Here is a 19,100-nt window from a genome sequence, read left to right on the forward strand (position 1 = left end):
GCCCGTTACGCCTCGGAGTCGTACTCCCGTCGCTGGCGCAGCAGTTCCTCGTACTCCGCGTGCACCCGGCGGTCCATGGCGAGGGTGAACTGGGCGTCGGCGACGGTCCGGGCCAGCGGTCGCACCCGCAGGATGCGTTCGGTGAGTCGGGCGGCCTCGCCGGGCGGGAGCGGGGTGTCGGCGGACAGTGCGCTGAGCAGGTGCTCGGTGACCAGCTCGATGAAGATCTCGGCGATGGCGTCCACGTGTTCCCGGATGCGTCGGCTGGCGTCCAGTACGGCCGACAGCGGCACGCCCTCCGCCACCAGGTTGGTGGTGGCGTCCATCAGGCGACGGCTGACGTGGGTGATCCCGTCCTCCTCGACGGTGATGTAGTCCTGGGCGATCGCCTCGGCGGTGTTCTCCTCGGTGAGCTGGTCGCCGAAAGCGGCCTTCAGTTCCTCCCAGTCCAGGCGCACCGGCGTCTCGTCCGACCAGGGTGCGACGATGGCCGCCTCCAGCCCGATCAGGCCCGCGACGTCCCGTCCGCTTTCCCCGGCGCCGATCAGCTCGGCGATGCCGCCGAGGGTGTGGCCGCGCTCCAGCAGCCCGCCGATCATCCGCAGCCGGGCCAGGTGCTCCTCGCCGTACCAGGCGATCCGGCCCTCCTTGCGGGGCGGCTGGAGCAGTTTGCGCTCGCGGTAGAACCGCAGGGTGCGGGTGGTGATGCCGGCCGCTTCGGCCAGTTCCTCCACCCGGTACTCGCGTTTTCTGTCGCCCGCAGCAGCTCTGACCTTGTCCACGGCGATCAGCATAGGTCCGTCGGCCGGGAAGGCTCCCGGAACCCGGACGGCTCCCGGAGGGATCCCGGGAGGATCTCGGGACGATCCAGGAATCGGGGCCGTCGGGCTTCTTCCATCCGGTGTCAGCAAGGGCTACCCTGCCAATCGCGCCAGTGATTACTGGCGCGATTGGCAGGGTTCCGGGGGCAGGCTCCCGGAGAGCGCGACGAGCACCGCCCACCCTCAGGAGGAGGCCGCATGGCATCCAGCAGCAAGCGCCCCCGCGTCGGCGCGTCCGGTGCATCCGGCACTTCCCGCGCGTCCGGTGCATCCGGCACTTCCGGTGCGTCCGGCGTGGCCGGCACCTCCGACGCCGAGACGCCCACGGTGCCGGACCGGGCCGTCCCGCACGTCCGGGTGGCGGTGATCGGCTCCGGCTTCGGCGGCCTCGGTGCCGCAGTCCGGCTGCGCCGCGCCGGGATCACCGACTTCGTGGTCCTGGAGCGCGCGGACTCCGTCGGCGGCACCTGGCGGGACAACAGCTACCCCGGCTGCGCCTGCGACGTGCCCTCGCACCTGTACTCCTTCTCCTTCGCGCCCAACGCCGAGTGGCCGCGGAGCTTCTCCGGCCAGCCGGACATCCGCGCCTACCTGGAGAAGGTCGCCACCGTGTTCGGGCTCCGCCCCCACCTGCGCTTCAACGCCGAGGTTCTGGAGGCGCGTTGGGAGAGCGACGAGACCCGCTGGCGGATCACCACCTCGGCCGGCCAGTGGACCGCCGACGCTGTCGTCTCCGCCGCCGGGCCGCTCGCCGACCCGCAGATCCCCGACCTGCCCGGCCTGAGCGGCTTCCCCGGCAAGGTGTTCCACTCCTCCCGCTGGGACCACGACTTCGACCTGACCGGCAAGCGCGTCGCCATGGTCGGCACCGGCGCCTCCGCCGCCCAGATCATCCCGTCGATCCAGCCCGAGGTCGGCAAGCTGACCGTCTTCCAGCGCACCCCGGCCTGGGTCCTACCGCGCCGCGACCGCGAGATCACCCAGCTGGAGAAGTGGCTGCACGGCCGCCTGCCGGTCACCGCGAAGATCCGTCGCGGCACCCTCTTCGCCCTCCGCGAGCTCCAGGTGGACGCCTTCGTCCGCCGGCCCGGGCTGCTGCGCCTGGTCCAGCAGCTCGCCGAACGCCACATCGCCCAGGGCGTCCCGGACCCGGCGCTGCGCGCCAAGCTCACCCCGGACTACCGGATCGGCTGCAAGCGCATCCTGCTCAGCAACACCTACTACCCGGCGCTCGCCGCGGCCAACACCGAGGTCGTCGCCTCCGGTCTGCGCGAGGTGCGTGGTTCCACGCTGGTGGCCACCGACGGCAGCGAGCACGAGGTGGACGCCATCGTCTTCGGCACCGGCTTCCACGTCACCGACATGCCCATCGGCGCCCGGGTGTTCGGCGCCGACGGGAAGAGCCTGGCGGAGGAGTGGAAGGACGGCATGGAGGCGCTGCGCGGTTCGACGGTGCGCGGATTCCCCAACCTCTTCTTCGTCATCGGGCCCAACACCGGCCTCGGGAACAGCTCGATGATCCTGATGATCGAGTCCCAACTGAACTACATGATCGACGCGTTGACCACGCTCGGCTCGATCGGTGCCGCCGCGATGCAGCCGACCGCGCGCGCCCAGCGGCAGTGGAACCTGGAACTGCAGCACCGGATGGACCGGACGGTCTGGACCACCGGTGGCTGCCGCAGCTGGTACCTCGACCCGAACGGGAAGAACACCGTGCTCTGGCCCGGTTCCACCACCTCGTTCCGCCGCGCCACCCGCACGGTGGACCTCGGCGAGTACGAGCTCATCATGCGCACCGCGCCGGCCACCGCCCGGCCCGTCCAGGAGGTCTCCGCGTGAACTCCGTCCGCCTGCCCGCCGAGTACGAACCACCGACGCCCGTCGAGGAGTTGAGCGTCCGGTCGGCCGACGGCATCCGGCTGCACGTCGAGGTGCACGGCCAACCCGGCGCGCCCACCGTGGTGCTGGCGCACGGCTGGACCTGCTCGACCGCCTTCTGGGCCCCGGTGATCCGCGAACTCTCCGACCGCTACCGGGTGGTGGCCTACGACCAGCGCGGGCACGGGCACAGCGAGATCCCGCCGAGCCGGGTCCGCTACTCGACCCGGGCGCTCGCCGAGGACCTGTCCGCCGTGCTCGAACGGACCGTCCCGGCGGGGGAGCGGGCCGTCCTGGCCGGGCACAGCATGGGCGGGATGACCATCATGGCCGCCGCCGGCCGCGCCGAGGTCGCCGAGCGCACCGCCGCCGCCGTCCTGATCTCCACCGGGCCGAGCGAGTTGGTGGCCGAGCTCACCGTGCTGCCCCCGGCCGTGCGCTCCCCGGGCCTGCGCCGCTTCCTGCACCGGCAGCTGCTGCGCTCCCGGCTGCCGCTCGGACCGGTCTCGCCGGTCAGTCGGGTGGCGCTCAAGTACGCGACGATGGGACCGGGTTCGCCCGCCGGGCAGGTGGAGGCGACGGCCCGGATCGTGCACGCCTGCCCGACGTCCGTCCGCGCCAACTGGGCCGCGGTGCTCGACCGGCTGGACGTCCACGCCGGGCTGGCCCGGCTCACCGCGCCCACGTCCGTGGTGGTCGGCACCGACGACCGGCTGACCCCGCCGGTGCACGCGCACCGGATGGTCGCCGGGCTCAAGGACCCGCAGGGGCTGTTGCTGCTGCCCGGCGTCGGGCACATGTCGCCGCTGGAACGGCCGACGGAGGTCGCCGCCGAGATCCACCGGATGGCCGCCCAGCACCTGGTGGGCGCGCCGTCGCAGTCCGCGCCTTCCGCCGTTCCCGCCGAAGGCTCCACCGAGGAGAGGACCGCTGTCGCATGAACGCCATCCCGCCGTTGTCCGCGCAGGTCGTCGTCGTGACCGGGGCCGCCCGCGGGGTCGGCGCCTCGCTGGCCCGCAAGCTCGCCCGGCGCGGCGCCAAGGTCGCCCTGCTGGGGCTGGAACCGGAGGAGCTGAAGGCCGCCGCCACCCAGTGCGGTCCGGACGCCACCAGCTGGGAGGTGGACGTCACCGACCTGGAGGCGCTGGAGGACACCGCCCGACGGATCAAGGAGCACTACGGGCGGGTGGACACCGTCGTCGCCAACGCCGGGATCGCCATCGGCGGACCGCTGATGGACAGCAACCACCGGGCGTTCAGCCGGGTCATCGAGGTGAACCTGCTCGGCAGTGTCGCCACCGCTCGGGCCTTCCTGCCGGCGCTCATCGAGAGCGGCGGCTACCTGCTGCAGATCGCCTCGCTCGCCGCGCTGACGCCCGCACCGCTGATGAGCGCGTATTGCGCCAGCAAGTCCGGGGTGGAGGCCTTCGCGCACTCGATCCGTGCCGAGGTGGCCTACCAAGGGGTGAAGGTCGGTGTCGGGTACCTGAGTTGGACCGACACCGACATGGTGCGCGGCGCCGACGAGGACTCCGTACTGAAGCAGATGCGGGCCCGGCTGCCGTGGCCGGCGAACAAGACGTACCCGCTGGAGCCGGCGGTGGACCGGATCGTCGCCGGGATCGCGCGACGCTCCGCCCACGTCTACGCGCAGGCCTGGCTGCGCGGCATGCAGCCCGCCCGCTGGCTGCTGCCGAGCCTGATCGCGGTGGTCGGCTCCCGGGACGTCGCCCGGCTCGCCCCCCAGCTCGCCGCCACCGCCGCGAGTCGTCTGCGCGCGGTCGGCGCCGGTGGTGCGGCGGACACGGCGGCCCGGGGGAGCCGCAGCGGCTCGGGCGGCTGACGGCTGGACGGGCGGCAGCCGACGGATGCCAGCCGACGGATGCCGGCGAACAGATGACAGCCGACGGATGACAGCCGACAGATAGCAGCGAACAGATGACAGCGAACAGATGACAGCTGACAGATTTTGAAATCTGTCAGCTGTCATCCGTCACCCCTCCTCCACCCCCGCCCCTCCCGCCGCGATCCTCCCCAGCGTCCCCAGCGCCCGCGCCAGCACCGGCAGCGGCGGCGAGGCCAGGCCGACCCGGACGGCGGCCGGCGAGCGCCGCGGATCGACGGCGAACGCCGTCGCGGGCGTGACCGAGATCCCGGCGCGCGCCGCCGCCGCGACGAAGGTCTCCGCCCGCCACGACCCGGGCAGCTCCCACCACAGGTAGTACGAGCCCGGGTCGGCCCGCAGCCGCTGTCCCGCCAGCGCCTCGCGCGCCAGCAGCTGCCGGGCCGCCGCGTCGGCCCGCTTCGCCGCCTCGACCGCCGCCAGCGTGCCGTCCCCGATCCAGCGCACCGCCGCCTCCAGGGCGAAGCCGCTCGGCGTCCACCCGCCGGAGCGCAGCGCACCCGCCACCTGCTCCCGCAGCCCGGCCGGGACCACCGCGAACCCCGTGGTCAGGCCGGGGGCCAGCCGCTTGGAGAGGCTGTCCACCAGGACGGTCCGCTCCGGCGCGAGCGCGGCCAGCGGCGCCGACCCGGGCCGTAGGAAGGACCAGATGGCGTCCTCGACCACCGGGAGGTCGAGCCGCCGCAGCTCCTCCGCGAGCGCCAGCGCCCGTTCCCGCGGCAGGCTCACGCCGAGCGGGTTCTGCAGTCGCGGCTGCACGTACACGGCGCGCAGCGGCGCCTTCCGGTGGGCGGCCGCGACGGCGTCCGGCAGCAGCCCGTCCTCGTCGACCGCCAGCGGCACCAATCGGATGCCGAGCCGCTCCGCCGCCGCCTTGACGACCGGGTAGGTCAGCTCCTCCACCCCCAGCCGCTGCCCGGGTGGCACCAGCGCGCCGAGCGCTCCGGCGATGGCCTGCCGCCCGTTGCCGGCGAACAGCAGGTCCGCCGCGCCCACTTCCCAGGAGGCGGTCGAGAGCAGGCCCGCGAAGGCCCGCCGGGCGGGGCCGGTGCCGGCCGCGCCGATCGGTCGCAGCGCGTCGTCGAGCGCGTCCGCGCGCAGCAGTGGCGCCAGCGCGCCGGCCAGCAGCTCGGCCTGCCCGGGGGCGGTGGGGTAGTTGAGCTGCAGGTCCACGGGCTCGGCGGCCGGCTCGGCGAGCGCGACCAGCCCGCCGTCCGTCCCGCGCCCGGCCCGGACGAAGGTGCCCCGCCCGACCTCCCCGACGGTCACCCCGCGCCGGGCGAGTTCGCGGTAGACCCGCGCCGCCGTCGAGCCGGCGATCCCCCGAGCGCGGGCGAACGCCCGCTGGGTGGGCAGCTGTTGGCCCGGCCGCAGTCGCCCGTCCGCGATCTCGGCGGCGACCTGGTCGGCGATCAGGCGGTAGTCGTCCATCGGTATCCGGTCCTCCCAACCCAGTCCTCACACCCCGGTTCTCGCACCCCGGTTCTCGCGACCCGTCCCCGCTCCGCACATTGCACCGAGCGCAAAGTCATCATTGCACCGAGTCAGCCGCCCGCCCTAGCCTCCTTCCATGAACGACGTGGAAGCGCTGACCTCCGCCGTGGACGGCCACGCCGTGCTCGGGATCGCCGCCGTGGCACTGGGCATGGTGTTGTCCCCGGGGCCCAACATGATCTACCTGGTCTCCCGCTCGATAGCCCAGGGCCGCCGCGCCGGGCTGATCTCGCTGCTCGGGGTGGGGGTCGGCTTCCTGGTCTACCTCGTCGCGGTGACGGCGGGGGTGGCCGCGGTGTTCTCGGTGGTGCCCGCCCTCTACACCGCGATCAAGCTGGCCGGCGCCGGCTACCTGCTCTGGTTGGCCTGGAAGGCGGTCAAGCCGGGTGGCACCGCGGTCTTCGCCCCGCAGCAGCTGGCACCGGACCCGCCCCGCCGCCTGTTCGCGATGGGCTTCCTGACCTGCCTGCTCAACCCCAAGATCGCCATCATGTACATCTCGCTGCTGCCCCAGTTCGTGGCGCCCGAGCGCGGCCACGTCGCCCTGCAGAGCCTGCTGCTGGGCCTGACCCAGATCGCCGTCGCGATCACCGTCAACGGCCTGATCGCGATGAGCGCGGGCAGCATCGCCGCCTTCCTCAACCGCCGCCCGGTCTGGCTGCGGATCCAGCGCTACGTGATGGGCACCGTCCTCGCCGGGCTGGCCGTGCACATCGCCGCCGACCGTGCCAGGGCGGTCGCGGTCTAGGTATAAAACTGCCGGACGTTGGTTACCCATGGGTCTCCGACCATGACGAGGCTGGCCGGGCCGCCCACCTTCCAGGAGAGGAAGCTGCGATCGTGCCCAGGCGGACGAGCTCAACGCCCACATCGCTCGGTTCCTCGAACACTACGGGTAGGCTCGCAGGTATGGGAATTGACTGGGAGAACATACTCGGCGCAAGCGGTAACGGCCTCGACGATGCCTACGACAGAGCGGTCTCCGCGGTCATGTACAGCGATGACCCGGTGGAGGACCGTCGGCCACTCCCAGTCGGCGAAGAGCACGACGACACGGACGGCTTGCGCTGAACTGAGGAAACGCCCCGGCGAGCCGCGGCGTTTCGCCGTCAGTCAGGGATCAGTCAAGAGGCGGCCGAGCTCAACTCTGCGGCTCGATCGCCGCCTTCACCGGACTCGTCATCCCCGGCAACGGCACAGGTGACGGCCGGCACCACGGCACGGGGGTGCTGCCCGAGCACCGAGGTCACGGCCTCGGCCGATGGATGAAGGCCGAGTCGGTCCGACAGGCCCACAGGGACTATCCGGGCCTCGGTGACCTCCTGACCGACACCGCCGACGGCAACGCGCACGTGCGACGGGTCAACGACGGTCTCGGCTGCACACCCACGCACACGACACACCGGTATCAGCTCGACCTTTGGCAGAGAGCGGACGGGCCGGACCGGGACATCACCCCGCCCGGCCTGTCCGTGCTTTCGATGCACGCCCTACCCCGCCCGGGCGGCGGCGCGCAGCACCTCGTACCCGGCCTGCACGAACCGCCCGTCCAGCGCCGGCCCGGTGTTGGCCAGTGCCGCGACCGCGGCCGCCGCGTCCGGGGCGAACCCGACGAAGGCCGTGAACCCGCGGGTCCCGCCGGTGTGGAAGCACAGCTCCCGATCGCCGGACCGGCGCCGCGTCCAGACCAGGCCGAGCCGGTCGGCCGAGTGCGGGAGCCGTAGCCTCGGCTGCTGGACGTCCCGCAGCGCGGCGCCCAACTCGCCCTCACTGCCGTCGAGATGGGCCCGCAGGTAGCGCAGGAGGTCGGCTCCGCTCGCCCGGACCGCGCCCGCTCCCGGCAGCCCGGGGATGTGCCAGGGAGGGAGCTCCCGTCCGTGCCGGTGCCCGACGGCCGCCTCCGGCGCGTCCGGGCGGCACGTGGTCGAGCGCAGTCCGAGCGGCCGGCAGACCCGTTCGGCGAGCAGTTCGTCGTACGGCAGTCCGCCCGTTTCGGCGAGCACCCGGCCGAGCAGTCCGACGCCGTAGTTGGAGTACCGGTACCGGCTGCCGGGCTTCGCGCGCACCGTGGTTCGCGCCAGCCCCGCCCTCAACCGGTCGTCCCCGTACGCGGCGTACGGGTTGCTGCACCAGGCCCGCGCGGCCCGCGTGAGCAGCCCGGGCGGCAGTCGGGGCAGGCCCGAGGTGTGGGTGGCCAGGTGCAGCAGCCGGATCGGCTCTGGCGAACAGACGGTCGCCGGGCGCCAGTTGCGCGGCAGGTGCACCTCCACCGGGTCGTCCAGGGCGAGTTCGCCGCGCACGGCCATGGCCGCCAGCAGCAGCGCGGTGAACGTCTTGGTGACGGAACCGAGTTCGAAGGCGGTGTCCGGCGTGCACACCGGCGCGTCCGGCGAGCGACCGAGCCGCCCGAAGCACAGGATCTCCTCCCGGTCCCCACGGGCGACGGCGACCGTGACGGCGGTGGCGTACGGCCCGGCAGCCCGCACGGCGGCCCGAACGGCGTCCCGGAGGTCGGATCGGTCGGCGGCCCGGACGGCGTCCCGGTCGGAGGCCCGGTCGGAGGCCCGCGCCGCCGCCCGCACCGCCGCCCGTTCCGTGGAAGAGAGCTCGCTCACGCGGCCACCGGCGTCCCGCCGAGCGCGCGGGACAGTGCGACGGTCGCGGCCACCACCCCGACCACGGCGGTGTGTCCGTGGTCCCGGAAGGCGTCCTCCGGGTCGTCGTAGTCGGGCATGGAGCCCTCGCAGGGGATCAGCCCGTCCGGTTGCTGGGCCGCGGCCAGGGCTTCCCAGCCGACGGACCCGGTGATCGGCTCCCCGATGCAGGAATCGACGATGAGCAGCTCGCCGGCGAGGTCCCACTGCTCGATCTCCAGCCAGATGTCGAGCCAGACCGGCAGCCAGTCGCGCAGGTAGTCGCGCATCGGTTCGGGCAGGCACTCCGGCCGGGCGCCCCAGTCGGTGAGGTGGAAGACGGTGTGGGTGACGTGGTACCCGATCACCCAGGCGATGGTCCACGGCTCGGGGAGGGCACCGAGCCAGGTGGACCCGGCCAGGGCGGCCCAGTCCGGTGGGGGTTCGAGGCCGGCGATCCGCCGGGCGTTGGCGAGGGCGAGCTTGCGGTTGGCCGGGATCTCGACGGCGTGCACGGCCCGGAGCCGGCCGATCGAGTCGAGCAGTTCCTCCAGGGCGCCGTGGCGGTAGCCGACCCGGGCGAAGTGGCCGTAGGTCTCCAGCGGGTCGATGACGGTGACGTGCCGCAGTTGCCGCTCGTACAGCAGGTCGCCCTCCCGCAGCTGGGCCCAGGCGACGTCGAGGAGGTCGCGTGCCAGCGCGGCGTCGTGCGGGCCGGTGACGCCGTCGCGCAGCACCAGGGAGGAGGCGAGGGCCACCTCGCAGAGCGGCTTGTAGACGTCGTTCGGTTCGGCGAGGTCGATCACCGTGTTGTCCTGGAGCCTGCCGTAGCCACTCTTGTAGCCGGCGTGCAGCCAGGCCAGCGCGCGGGATCCGAGCTGTTGGGCGGTGGCGAGCAGCTGGGTGTCGGTCATCTGGTGGCCCCGTTCAACAGCCGCTGGGCGATGGCGAGTTCGAGTTCGGAGCGGGCGGTTCCATCGCCGACCAGGCGGATCCGCTCCAGGAGGGGTTCGACCTCCAGCGGTACCGGGCGGCCGTCGGCGCGGACTCGGGCCAGCCAGCGGGTGAGCCGGACCGCGGTGGCCGGGTCGCGCCGCAGCATGGCGCGGACGGTGCCGCGGGCGAGGTCCAGGGTGTTCGCCCGGGCGGCGTCGTGCACCGGGCCGTCCAGCCCGGGCAGCGTGAGGACGGACAGCTGCGCCATGCGCACCGACCACGCCTGCCAGCCGAGGGCCTCCGGCCCGGAGAGCATCCCGGAGAGCGGCCCGGATCGCCGCAGCGGTGGCGCGGGCGGCTGCCCGCCGTCCCCGTACGGCGTGCGGGCGAGCAGCCGAGCGGCTGCCCAGTCCTGCCACCCGATCACCAGCGCGGCCTCCTCGGACGCGGGCACCGGCGCGGGAAGCGCCCGGCGTGCTTCGGCCAGGAGTGCGGCGGTGGCTCCGTCGGGTTCGGCGCCGACGAGCAGCTGCGGGGCGAACAGGTCGCCGCCGAGCACCCGCGCGGCGGCCAGCAGCGGGCGGGGGGCGGCGGTGCCGGGGTCCGTGAGCGCGGCCGTACCCCCGCCGTCCCGCAGGGCGTCGAGGGTGCGGCCCGCCACTCGCTGGACCGCCGCGGCGTACTCGTCACGGAGTGGGGTCTCGGCGAACGGCATGGTGAGGCGGTCCTCCTTCGAGAGGCTGGACACGGGCGCGGTGCCCGACGGGACCCGCTACCGGGTCGGCTTCTCCTTGGGACCCTTCGGCGAGAGCAGCAGCAGCCCCAGCAGCAGGGCGGCGCCGGCGGCCTCCGGCAGGTACGTGGGCGCGTCGGACACGACGGCCTCGTCCTCCACCATCAGGCTCGCTAGGGTCTCGGCCTCGGCGGACGTCGCGGTGAGTGACGTCGACGCCGATTCGGTACGGAACTGAGTAAGCATCAGATGTGCCTCCTCGCCTGGATTTCATCACCCGGTCGGGCGATGCCCCTGTCCGACACTACGAGCACGATCGACCGCCTGCATCCGCAGCCCGCTGAGCAGGGGCGTTGCACTCGGTGTGGGCTCGACTGCGGCGAGTCGGTACGGTCGGGGGTATGACCACAGCCTTGATCACCGGCGCGACCGCCGGCATCGGAGCCGCGTTCGCCCGCCGGCTCGCCCGCAGCGGCTACGAGCTCGTCCTGGTGGCGCGCGACACCGGGCGCCTGGAGCGCGCCGCCGCGGACCTCACCGATAAGTACGGCGTCGAGACGGAGGTGCTGACCGCCGACCTGGCGACCGACGAGGGCATCGCCGCCGTCGAGGCCCGGCTCGCCGACTCCGCCCGCCCGGTCGACCTCCTGATCAACAACGCCGGCTTCGGCAACAAGGGCGCCTTCGGGGCCGTCCCGCTGCAGGACGAGCTGGACATGCTGAAGGTGCACATCGAGGCGGTCCTGCGGCTGACCACGGCCGCGCTGCCCGGGATGCGCGAGCGGCAGCGGGGCGCGATCGTCAACGTGGCCTCGGTGGCGGCCTTCCTGCCGCGCGGCACGTACGGGGCGAGCAAGGCCTGGGTGGTCAGCTTCACCCAGGGCGTGCTGCGCGACCTCGGCGGTACGGGGGTGCGGATGATGGCGCTGTGCCCGGGCTTCACCAGGACCGAGTTCCACGAGCGGGCCGGCATGGGCACCGGCAACATCCCGTCCTGGTCCTGGCTGTCCGTGGAGCGGGTGGTGGACGAGGCGATGCGCGACCTGGCCCGCGGCCGGTCCCTGTCCGTGCCGAGCAAGCGCTACAAGCTGGCGGTCGCGATCGCCCGGATGCTGCCGTCCGGCGGGCTCGGCGGCCTCTCCTCCAAGGCGGCGCGGACGTACCGGACGAACTGAGGCCCGAGGTCGGGCGGGCCCCGGGGGCCGGGCCCTCCGCTGTCGCTAGGGCGGTCGGTCGGGGGCCGAGGGGCGCGGAGACGGCCCGGGGCGGCAAGGGAATAGAGTGCACCTCACTATTAGCTTGCCTAACTATGAGCCATCCTCGCTATGCTGAGGGCGCCCGCCCGACCGTCCCATCCGGGGAGGACCGCCCTTGAGGCCCACCACGATCGACTGGACCCCGCCCGACCGCGCCGAGGGCGAGCCCCGCCCACCGGCCCCGTGGCGGCGCATCCTCGCGCTCTTCCGCCCGTACCGCGGCCGCCTCGCCGCCGTCGGCCTGCTGGTCGCGGCCTCCGCCGTGGTCTCGGTCGTCTCGCCGTTCCTGCTGCGGGCCGTCCTGGACACTGCCATCCCGCAGGGCCGCACCGGGCTGCTCACCCTGCTCGTGCTCGGAATGATCCTCACCGCCGTGGTGAACAGCATCTTCAACGTCCTGCAGACGCTGATCTCCACCACCGTCGGCCAGCGCGTCATGCACGACCTGCGCACCGCCGTCTACGGGCACCTGCAGCGGCAGTCCCTGGCCTTCTTCACGCGCACCCGCACCGGCGAGGTGCAGTCCCGGATCGCCAACGACATCGGCGGCATGCAGTCCACGGTGACCTCCACCGCGACCAGCCTGGTCTCCAACCTCACCGCGGTGGTCGCCTCCGTGGTGGCCATGGTCGCCCTCGACTGGCGGCTCACCGTCGTCTCCCTGGTCCTGCTCCCGCTGTTCGTCTGGATCAGCCGCCGGGTCGGCCAGGAGCGCAAGAAGATCACCACCGAGCGGCAGAAGCAGCTGGCCGCGATGAGCTCGGCCGTCCAGGAGTCGCTCTCGGTCAGCGGCATCCTGCTCGGCCGCACCATGGGCCGCTCCGACTCGCTCGCCCGAGAGTTCACCGCGCAGTCCGACCAGCTCGCCGACCTCGAGGTCCGGGCCAGCATGGCCGGACGCTGGCGGATGAACACCATCCAGATCGTGATGGCCGCGATGCCCGCGCTGATCTACTGGGCGGCCGGGCTGACCTCCGCGGCCGGCGCGCCGATCGTCTCGGTCGGCACCCTGATCGCCTTCGTCACCCTCCAGCAGGGCATGTTCCGCCCCACGGTGAGCCTGCTGTCCACCGGCGTGGACGTCCAGACCTCGCTGGCGCTCTTCCAGCGCATCTTCGAATACCTCGACCTGCCGGTGGAGATCGCCGAACCCACCGACCCGGTCACGCTCACCGAGGTCCGCGGCGAGGTCCGCTTCGAGGCCGTCGACTTCCGCTACGACCCCGCGCAGGAGCGCCCCACCCTCGCCGGCCTCGACCTCAGGGTCCCGGCCGGGAGTTCCCTGGCCGTGGTCGGCGAGACCGGTTCGGGCAAGACCACCCTCAGCTACCTCGTCCCGCGGCTGTACGACGTCACCGGCGGTCGGGTCACGCTGGACGGCGTCGACGTGCGCGAACTCTCCTTCGACACCCTGGCCCGCGCGGTCGGCGTGGTCTCCCAGGAGACCTACCTGTTCCACGCCTCGGTCGCCGAGAACCTGCGCTTCGCCAAACCCGGCGCCACCGACGACGAACTGGTCGAGGCCGCCCGGGCCGCCCAGGTCCACGACACCATCGCCGCCCTGCCGGACGGCTACGACACCCTGGTCGGCGAGCGCGGCTACCGCTTCTCCGGCGGCGAGAAGCAGCGCCTCGCGCTCGCCCGGACGATCCTGCGCAACCCGCCGGTGCTCATCCTCGACGAGGCCACCAGCGCGCTGGACAACCGCACCGAACGCGCCGTCCAGCAGGCCGTGGACACCCTGGCCGCCGGCCGGACCACCATCACCATCGCGCACCGGCTCTCCACCGTCCGCGCCGCCGACCAGATAGCGGTCCTGGACCACGGCGTGGTGGTCGAACTCGGCACCCACGAGGAGCTGGTGGAGCTGGACGGCCGGTACGCGGCCCTGCTGCGCCGGGAGGCACCGGCGGAGGCCGCCGTGCCGGAAGCGGCGCTCGGCCACCTCTGAGCCGGGCCGCTGCGGACACGACCGGACCCCGACCCGTGCTCTGACCCGTAGCCGGGCTCTGACTCCAACCCGCGCTCTGACCCGAACCCGCGCTCTGACCCGTAGCCGGACTCTGACCCGAACCCGGACCCGCCTGCGGGGCGGTCAGGCCGCCTTCGGCACCTCGTTGTAGCTCTCCACGACCTCCTGGCCGGAGAGCCGCTGGATCGCCGCCATCACCTCGTCGGTCACCTGCCGACGGGCCTTCAGCGAGCGGGCCTGCCCGTGCAGCTCGTCGAAGTGCAGCGGCTCGCCGAAGCGGACCGTCACCTTCTTGAGCCGCGGCACCCGCTTGCCCACCGGCAGGATCTGCTCCGGTCCCTCCAGCGCGACCGGCACCACGGGGACGCCCGCGGTCAGCGCGAGCCAGGCGACGCCCGTCTTGCCCCGGTAGAGGCGGCCGTCCAGGGAACGGGTGCCCTCGGGGTAGATGCCGAAGGCCTTGCCGTCCTCCAGGATCTGCAGCGCCGACTCCAGCGAGGCCTGAGCGGAACGGTAGGTGCCGCGCTCGACCGGCACGGCGCCGATCGCCTCGAAGAAGCCCTTGGAGAGCTTGCCCTTGAGCCCGGGGGCGGTCCAGTACTCGGCCTTGGCGAGGAAGTGCACCCGGCGCGGGGCGGTCAGCGGGATCACCACGCTGTCGATGAACGACAGGTGGTTGCTGGCCAGGATCACCCCACCCTTGCGCGGCACGTTCTCGGCACCTTCGATGACCGGCCGCCAGATCCCGCGCGAAACGGGTTTCAGCACCAGCCTGGTGACGAGGTCGAGCATGTTCCCTCCCTGGACGAACAACCGCCCGGGAGGTGCCCGGGCCCGCAATCAGATCCGCAGACTACGACACCCACCCCCGCGCCCGTCCACTCCCGCCCACCGTGGCGAACACCACGGCCGGGTAGGGTACGGCCGTCCGAACAGAGCAAGACCCCGCAGTACCCCAGGAGGGCACGATGGAGACCACCGAGGCGATCAAGGCCTTTTTCGACCGTTTCGACAAGGACGGCGACGGCAAGATCACCGCGGCCGAGTACGCGCTGGCGGCCAACGAGATGGGCGACCACGACGTCACCCTCTCGGTGGCCGAGGCGCTGATCCACAGCATGGACACCAACCACGACGGTGTCCTGACCTTCGAGGAGTTCCTGGCCGCCCGCCAGCGCTGAGCCAGCGCGGACGGGGCCGGTCGCCGTACCGGCGGCACCGGGCCCCGTCCGACCCGAGGCCCCCGAAGTTCCCGGCGTCCCCGGGGTCCCCGGGGTCCCCGACGTTCCACGGGCCCGCTTCCACGCGGGCCCGAGTGCTCCTCCGCCGGGGGGCTACCGCTTCTCCTCCGTCGCGGCGCTGCCGCCGCTGCTCCGCCGGGGCGTTACCGCCGCTGCTCCACCGGGAACACCCGGCGCACCACCCGCTCCGCGGCCCCGCCGTCGTCCCAGACGCAGAACTTCGCCCGGAACCGCGCCCGCGCCCCCGGCGCCGGGTCGCCCGCCAGCAGGGCCCGCGCCAGCTCGTCCGCGGTCTCCGTGACCGCGCCCGGCGGCTCCGCGAACAGGTCGAAGTAGACGCCGCGTTCGCGCTGGTACTCCTCCCAGTCCGGGGCGAAGATCACCACAGGCCGGTCCAGCACCGCGTAGTCGAACATCATCGACGAGTAGTCCGTCACCAGCACGTCCGCCGCGAGGTAGAGGTCCTCGACGGTCGGGTGTGCCGAGACGTCCACGATCGCCGCCGCCTCCCCGTCGGCCGTCAGGTCGCCCGGCCCGCCGGTGTGGAAGTAGTGGGTGCGCACCAGCAGCGTGAAGTCCGGGCCCAGCCGCCCGGCCAGCTCCGCCACGTCCAGCAGCGGCACGTAACCGCCCTTGCCGCCGCGGTGGGTCGGCGCGTACAGCACGGCCCTGGTGCCCGGCCGCAGCCCCAACCGCTCGCGCACCGCCCGCACGTCGTCCGGGGTGGCGCCGGCGAGCCGGTCGTTGCGCGGGTAGCCGGTGTCCAGCATCTCGTACCGGCCGGGGAAGGCGCGGGCGAAGTGCTCGCTGGTGTGCGGGTTCGGGGAGACCAGGAAGTCCCAGCGGTCGATGGCCTCCTGGAGCAGGTCGAAGTCCATCCCCTCGGCGGCCCGGGGCCGGTCGCGCAGGTCCATGCCCATGGCCTTGAGCGGGGTGCCGTGCTGGGTCTGGACGTGCACCGATCCGGGCCGCTTGACCATCGTGCGCGGGAAGTTGACGTTGTTGACGAAGTACTTGGCGGTCGCCATCACCTTGAGGTAGGCGGGCGTGTTGACGATCACGTACGGCACGCCGGTCGGCAGCGTGGCCGCCTGCCGGCGGTTCTCCACCACCCACACGCCCCGGACCCGCGGCGCGAGTTCCTTCGCCTTCTCGTAGATCGCCGCCGGGCTGCACGCGTAACCCCGGTGCCAGTACGCGGCGTAGACCGCCAGGTTCTCGTCCAGCGGCAGTCGGCGGAACGCGTTGTACGCGGTGAACCGGGCGCCGCTGCGCACCCCCTTCTTCACCGCGGGCGCCACCGCCCGTGCGCCGCGCTTGAGTTCGCGCGGCAGCCGGCCGGTGCGGCGCAGCTCGGCGTACGCGATCCGGGCGCCGCGGGCGGCCAGCCGGTACTGCACGCCGCGCACCCCGCCGGGGTAGCGGTAGCCGGCCGGGCGGTGCCGGTCGAAGTGCCGGGCGACGCTCTGGAAGAAGTCCTTGCGCCGGTCGGCGGGGACCAGCCCCGGGGTGTCGTAGACGTTGAGCGCCTGGCGCACGGTGCGGTCGAAGACCAGGGTGCGCAGCGAGTCGGGGACGGGCCGGCCGGGGCGGTCCGGGCGGTCCAGGAAGGCGAAGATCGCGTCGTACTGGGCGAAGACGTCGGCGTGCTTCGGGGAGGCGGTGGCGGTGATCGCGCCGTCCCGGCCGCGCCGGTAGTTGTAGCAGGAGCGGTCCAGGTAGCGCAGCCGCTCGGCGGCCAGCAGCGCCGGGTAGGTGACCGAGATGTCCTCGTAGTAGCCGCGGCCGAAGGAGACCCCGAGGCCCTCCAGGAAGGCGCGGCGGAACACCTTGTTCCACACCGACATCACGGTCTGGAACAGCGCCGGGTGCTCGGCCAGGGTGCAGCCCTCGACCAGCGGGGAGCCGGTCAGCACGTGCCGCCAGGGGTTGGGCTCCGTCCCGCCGTCCGGGTAGACGTGGGTGAAGTCGGTGATCAGCACGTCGGCGGGGGTCTCGCGGCGGCGCTCCTGGGCCAGCTCGTCGAGGATCACGCTGACGGTCCGCTCGGGCACCCAGTCGTCGCTGTCCAGGAACCACACGTACTCGCCGCGCACCTGCGGCAGGGCGGCGGCGCGGGCGCCGCCCAGGCCCTGGTTCTCGGTGAGGTGCAGCACCCGCAGCCGGGGGTCGCGGGCCGCGTAGGCGTCCAGGATCGCGCCGGAGCCGTCGGGGGAGAGGTCGTCGACCGCGATCACCTCGAAACGGGACTCCAGGGCGGGGGTGTCGCCGAGGATCGAGTCGAGGCAGCGCGGCAGGTACCGCTCCACGCCGTGGACCGGAAGCACGATGCTGAGGAGGAGGGACACGCTGGCCGAGTCTACCGATCCACCGGGCGCGACCTGCATGGACGTCCGGTACGGGCGCCTCGGCGGGCATCCCCGGGGCTTCTCGGGGGCTCTCGGCCCTCCGCCGGGCCCGCGGGTGCCGGCCGGACGCGGATTCCGGGGCGGTGGAGAGAGGGGGGAGGGGGCCTTCGGCGGGAGAGGGGGAGGACCCGGGACCGCCGGTGCCGAGCCCCTCGCGGGGCGGCACCGGCAGTCTGGTGGCGGTCCGGCCGACCCTCTACGGCCGACCGCCGGTCCGGGCACCGCGCGAGCCTGGCCACCGCAGCGTCGAGGCGGCCGGGCAGTGGCTCGCGGGAGCCGGAGTTCTTGCGACATTCTTCATCACTCGAACACGCGCCTGGGTGCGGTGCGGGCACGGACGCGTGCAACAGATATTGCTTGGAGGTGCGACGCGAGTCAATCCCTCGATTGTGTTCACTTCATGAATCCGGGCGGAGCTCTTCCGAGCCTGCGCGAGGCTCCGAAGATCACTTTGTCGATCTGGCGGCTGTCCCCTATATGGGGTGTGCCGGCGGGCCGGGCGGAGGAGCTGTGCGGAGGGGCTGCGGAGGGGTGTGCGCGGGCGCTCCGGCCGCCGCCGTACCGGGTGCCGCCACGGCGACTCCGTGCGCCGGGCGCGTGCCGCGCAGCCGGGCGCCGGGCCCGCACCTCCGGACCCTGCTGACGGATGGCCGGTCGTGCACCATCATTGATGCCTAGTCGTGACCGGCCGGGTGGCCCCTGGTGCATCGTCAGTTGACGCCGCACGATACGGTGGCACAACACCAAGGACGGTTGCGCGAAGGCCGTCTGTCACGGATAGTCTTCGCCTCACGGCCCTGGCGCCTCGTAGGGGTGGGAAAACTGATGGAACACATGCAAGTGCGGACTCGGCCCCGTGTGCCGGCGATCCAGTGCGGTGTCGGCACGACCGGCCGCCGGATCGACCGACACCTGGCCGTGCTCGGCGCGCCCGCGCTCCCGGCGGTGGACACCGCCGAGGCGCTCGGGCTGATAAGGGAGTTGACGCCGCGCGGCGCCGAGGCCCCGACGACTCGTCGTCGCCACACCAGGATCTCGCTGCTGACGCCGCTGCGTCGGCTGCGGCGCAGCCTCTTCGGCGGGCGCGGCTAGGGGCTCGCCCCCGGTCGTCGTCAGTCGTCGTCGATCCTCGGTCGTCGTCGATCCTCGTCCCGTCCTGGTCGGGAGCAGACCCGGTGGACCATCCGGTCCTCCGGGTCATTGGCGTATCCGGGCGGGTACGGGCCCCGTTCTGCGGGGGCGGGCCGGGGGCCCGACCGTCGTCCGAACCGTTCACCCTATGCGAGTTCGCCTGCCCGGCAGGGCGAGTCGGCGAGGCGGTACGCCGAGCCCCCTGACCTGGGTCAGGATGGCGCCATGGCGGACAACAACCACTCCACCCCGACCGGCAGGTTCCAGACCACCACCTTCGAGATCACCACGGGCAGGCGCGAGGTCGCCCTCGACATCACCGACCGCTGCACCGCGTTCCTCGACGAGCGGGCCGCCGGGCGCGACGGGCTGCTCAACGTCTTCGTCCCGCACGCCACGGCCGGGATCGCCGTCCTGGAGACCGGCTCCGGCAGCGATGACGACCTCCTCGCCACCCTGCGCGAGCTGCTCCCGGCCGACGACCGCTGGCGCCACCGGCACGGCAGCCCCGGGCACGGCCGCGACCACGTGGTGCCCGGACTGGTCGCCCCGCACGCCACCCTGCCGGTGCTCGGCGGCCAACTCGCGCTCGGCGTCTGGCAGTCCGTGGTGCTGATCGACACCAACGGGGACAACCCGCGCCGTACCGTCCGGCTGTCCTTCCTGGGCTGAGTCCCGGGCAGCTCGTCGG

The 19,100-nt window shown here is 73.1% G+C and carries 17 protein-coding genes and 1 pseudogene; 10 read left to right on the plus strand and 8 right to left on the minus strand.

Annotation, left to right across the window (positions count from 1 at the left end; all coding sequences use genetic code 11):
- Positions 1 to 5 precede the first annotated feature (5 nt).
- Positions 6 to 794: a MerR family transcriptional regulator gene (locus ACIRD3_RS02010; RefSeq protein WP_402210091.1), complete on the minus strand. Its 789-nt coding sequence runs from the start codon at positions 792 to 794 to the stop codon at positions 6 to 8.
- Positions 795 to 1,019: 225 nt separating this feature from the next.
- Between ACIRD3_RS02010 and ACIRD3_RS02015 the strand changes: the two genes are divergently transcribed.
- From ACIRD3_RS02015 to ACIRD3_RS02025, 3 genes are read left to right on the plus strand one after another with little or no spacing between them, the layout of a single operon-like run.
- The gene (locus ACIRD3_RS02015) at positions 1,020 to 2,663 is read left to right on the plus strand and encodes a flavin-containing monooxygenase (protein WP_402210094.1); all 1,644 of its coding nucleotides are present in this window, start codon (positions 1,020 to 1,022) and stop codon (positions 2,661 to 2,663) included.
- Positions 2,660 to 3,643 carry an alpha/beta fold hydrolase gene (locus tag ACIRD3_RS02020; protein ID WP_402210097.1) on the plus strand — a complete coding sequence of 328 codons (984 nt, stop codon included), beginning with the start codon at positions 2,660 to 2,662 and terminating at the stop codon, positions 3,641 to 3,643. The genes ACIRD3_RS02015 and ACIRD3_RS02020 overlap by 4 nt, the downstream gene beginning before the upstream one ends.
- A complete protein-coding gene (locus ACIRD3_RS02025) occupies positions 3,640 to 4,545 on the plus strand; it encodes an SDR family oxidoreductase (RefSeq protein ID WP_402210100.1) in 906 nt (301 codons plus the stop codon). Before ACIRD3_RS02020 ends, ACIRD3_RS02025 begins: the two co-directional genes overlap by 4 nt.
- A 150-nt stretch (positions 4,546 to 4,695) precedes the next feature.
- Here ACIRD3_RS02025 and ACIRD3_RS02030 read toward each other — a convergent pair whose 3' ends face one another.
- Positions 4,696 to 6,036 (minus strand): PLP-dependent aminotransferase family protein, encoded by a 1,341-nt coding sequence (locus ACIRD3_RS02030; RefSeq protein ID WP_402210103.1) that lies wholly within the window; start codon positions 6,034 to 6,036, stop codon positions 4,696 to 4,698.
- A gap of 139 nt (positions 6,037 to 6,175) precedes the next feature.
- Between ACIRD3_RS02030 and ACIRD3_RS02035 the strand changes: the two genes are divergently transcribed.
- Both ACIRD3_RS02035 and ACIRD3_RS02040 read left to right on the plus strand, forming a co-directional pair.
- The gene (locus ACIRD3_RS02035) at positions 6,176 to 6,847 is read left to right on the plus strand and encodes a LysE family translocator (protein ID WP_402210106.1); all 672 of its coding nucleotides are present in this window, start codon (positions 6,176 to 6,178) and stop codon (positions 6,845 to 6,847) included.
- 403 nt (positions 6,848 to 7,250) lie between these two features.
- Positions 7,251 to 7,520 (plus strand): annotated as a pseudogene (locus ACIRD3_RS02040) (GNAT family N-acetyltransferase); the annotation flags it as partial.
- 69 nt (positions 7,521 to 7,589) lie between these two features.
- On the opposite strand, the gene ACIRD3_RS02045 reads toward ACIRD3_RS02040, so the two are convergent.
- The 4 genes from ACIRD3_RS02045 to ACIRD3_RS02060 are packed head-to-tail and all read right to left on the minus strand — an operon-like array spanning position 7,590 to position 10,647.
- Complete coding sequence (locus ACIRD3_RS02045) at positions 7,590 to 8,714, minus strand: serine hydrolase domain-containing protein (RefSeq protein ID WP_402210109.1); 1,125 nt, start codon at positions 8,712 to 8,714, stop codon at positions 7,590 to 7,592.
- Positions 8,711 to 9,646, minus strand: a complete 936-nt coding sequence (locus tag ACIRD3_RS02050; protein ID WP_402210112.1) for a DUF6895 family protein — start codon at positions 9,644 to 9,646, stop codon at positions 8,711 to 8,713. Before ACIRD3_RS02050 ends, ACIRD3_RS02045 begins: the two co-directional genes overlap by 4 nt.
- A complete protein-coding gene (locus ACIRD3_RS02055) occupies positions 9,643 to 10,416 on the minus strand; it encodes a hypothetical protein (protein ID WP_402210115.1) in 774 nt (257 codons plus the stop codon). The genes ACIRD3_RS02050 and ACIRD3_RS02055 overlap by 4 nt, the downstream gene beginning before the upstream one ends.
- Positions 10,417 to 10,440: 24 nt before the next feature.
- Complete coding sequence (locus ACIRD3_RS02060) at positions 10,441 to 10,647, minus strand: hypothetical protein (protein WP_402210117.1); 207 nt, start codon at positions 10,645 to 10,647, stop codon at positions 10,441 to 10,443.
- A gap of 155 nt (positions 10,648 to 10,802) precedes the next feature.
- Between ACIRD3_RS02060 and ACIRD3_RS02065 the strand changes: the two genes are divergently transcribed.
- Positions 10,803 to 11,576: an SDR family NAD(P)-dependent oxidoreductase gene (locus tag ACIRD3_RS02065; protein ID WP_402210120.1), complete on the plus strand. Its 774-nt coding sequence runs from the start codon at positions 10,803 to 10,805 to the stop codon at positions 11,574 to 11,576.
- 196 nt (positions 11,577 to 11,772) lie between these two features.
- On the plus strand, positions 11,773 to 13,608 hold the full coding sequence (locus ACIRD3_RS02070) for an ABC transporter ATP-binding protein (RefSeq protein ID WP_402210123.1): 1,836 nt from the start codon (positions 11,773 to 11,775) through the stop codon (positions 13,606 to 13,608).
- A gap of 144 nt (positions 13,609 to 13,752) precedes the next feature.
- On the opposite strand, the gene ACIRD3_RS02075 is transcribed toward ACIRD3_RS02070, so the two are convergent.
- Positions 13,753 to 14,421 (minus strand): lysophospholipid acyltransferase family protein, encoded by a 669-nt coding sequence (locus tag ACIRD3_RS02075; RefSeq protein ID WP_402210126.1) that lies wholly within the window; start codon positions 14,419 to 14,421, stop codon positions 13,753 to 13,755.
- Between the two features lie 176 nt (positions 14,422 to 14,597).
- Here ACIRD3_RS02075 and ACIRD3_RS02080 point away from each other — a divergent pair, with 176 nt between their 5' ends.
- The gene (locus tag ACIRD3_RS02080; protein WP_402210129.1) at positions 14,598 to 14,810 is read left to right on the plus strand and encodes an EF-hand domain-containing protein; all 213 of its coding nucleotides are present in this window, start codon (positions 14,598 to 14,600) and stop codon (positions 14,808 to 14,810) included.
- A 203-nt stretch (positions 14,811 to 15,013) separates the two neighbouring features.
- Here ACIRD3_RS02080 and ACIRD3_RS02085 read toward each other — a convergent pair whose 3' ends face one another.
- Positions 15,014 to 17,218: a CDP-glycerol glycerophosphotransferase family protein gene (locus tag ACIRD3_RS02085; protein ID WP_402210132.1), complete on the minus strand. Its 2,205-nt coding sequence runs from the start codon at positions 17,216 to 17,218 to the stop codon at positions 15,014 to 15,016.
- 885 nt (positions 17,219 to 18,103) lie between these two features.
- Between ACIRD3_RS02085 and ACIRD3_RS02090 the strand changes: the two genes are divergently transcribed.
- Both ACIRD3_RS02090 and ACIRD3_RS02095 read left to right on the plus strand, forming a co-directional pair.
- Positions 18,104 to 18,370, plus strand: coding sequence for a hypothetical protein (locus ACIRD3_RS02090; RefSeq protein WP_049650625.1), 267 nt, complete (start codon positions 18,104 to 18,106; stop codon positions 18,368 to 18,370).
- A 264-nt stretch (positions 18,371 to 18,634) separates the two neighbouring features.
- Positions 18,635 to 19,081: a YjbQ family protein gene (locus ACIRD3_RS02095; RefSeq protein ID WP_402210136.1), complete on the plus strand. Its 447-nt coding sequence runs from the start codon at positions 18,635 to 18,637 to the stop codon at positions 19,079 to 19,081.
- Positions 19,082 to 19,100 lie beyond the last annotated feature (19 nt).

The sequence above is a fragment of the Kitasatospora sp. NPDC093550 genome (assembly GCF_044764985.1).
GTDB lineage: Bacteria > Actinomycetota > Actinomycetes > Streptomycetales > Streptomycetaceae > Kitasatospora.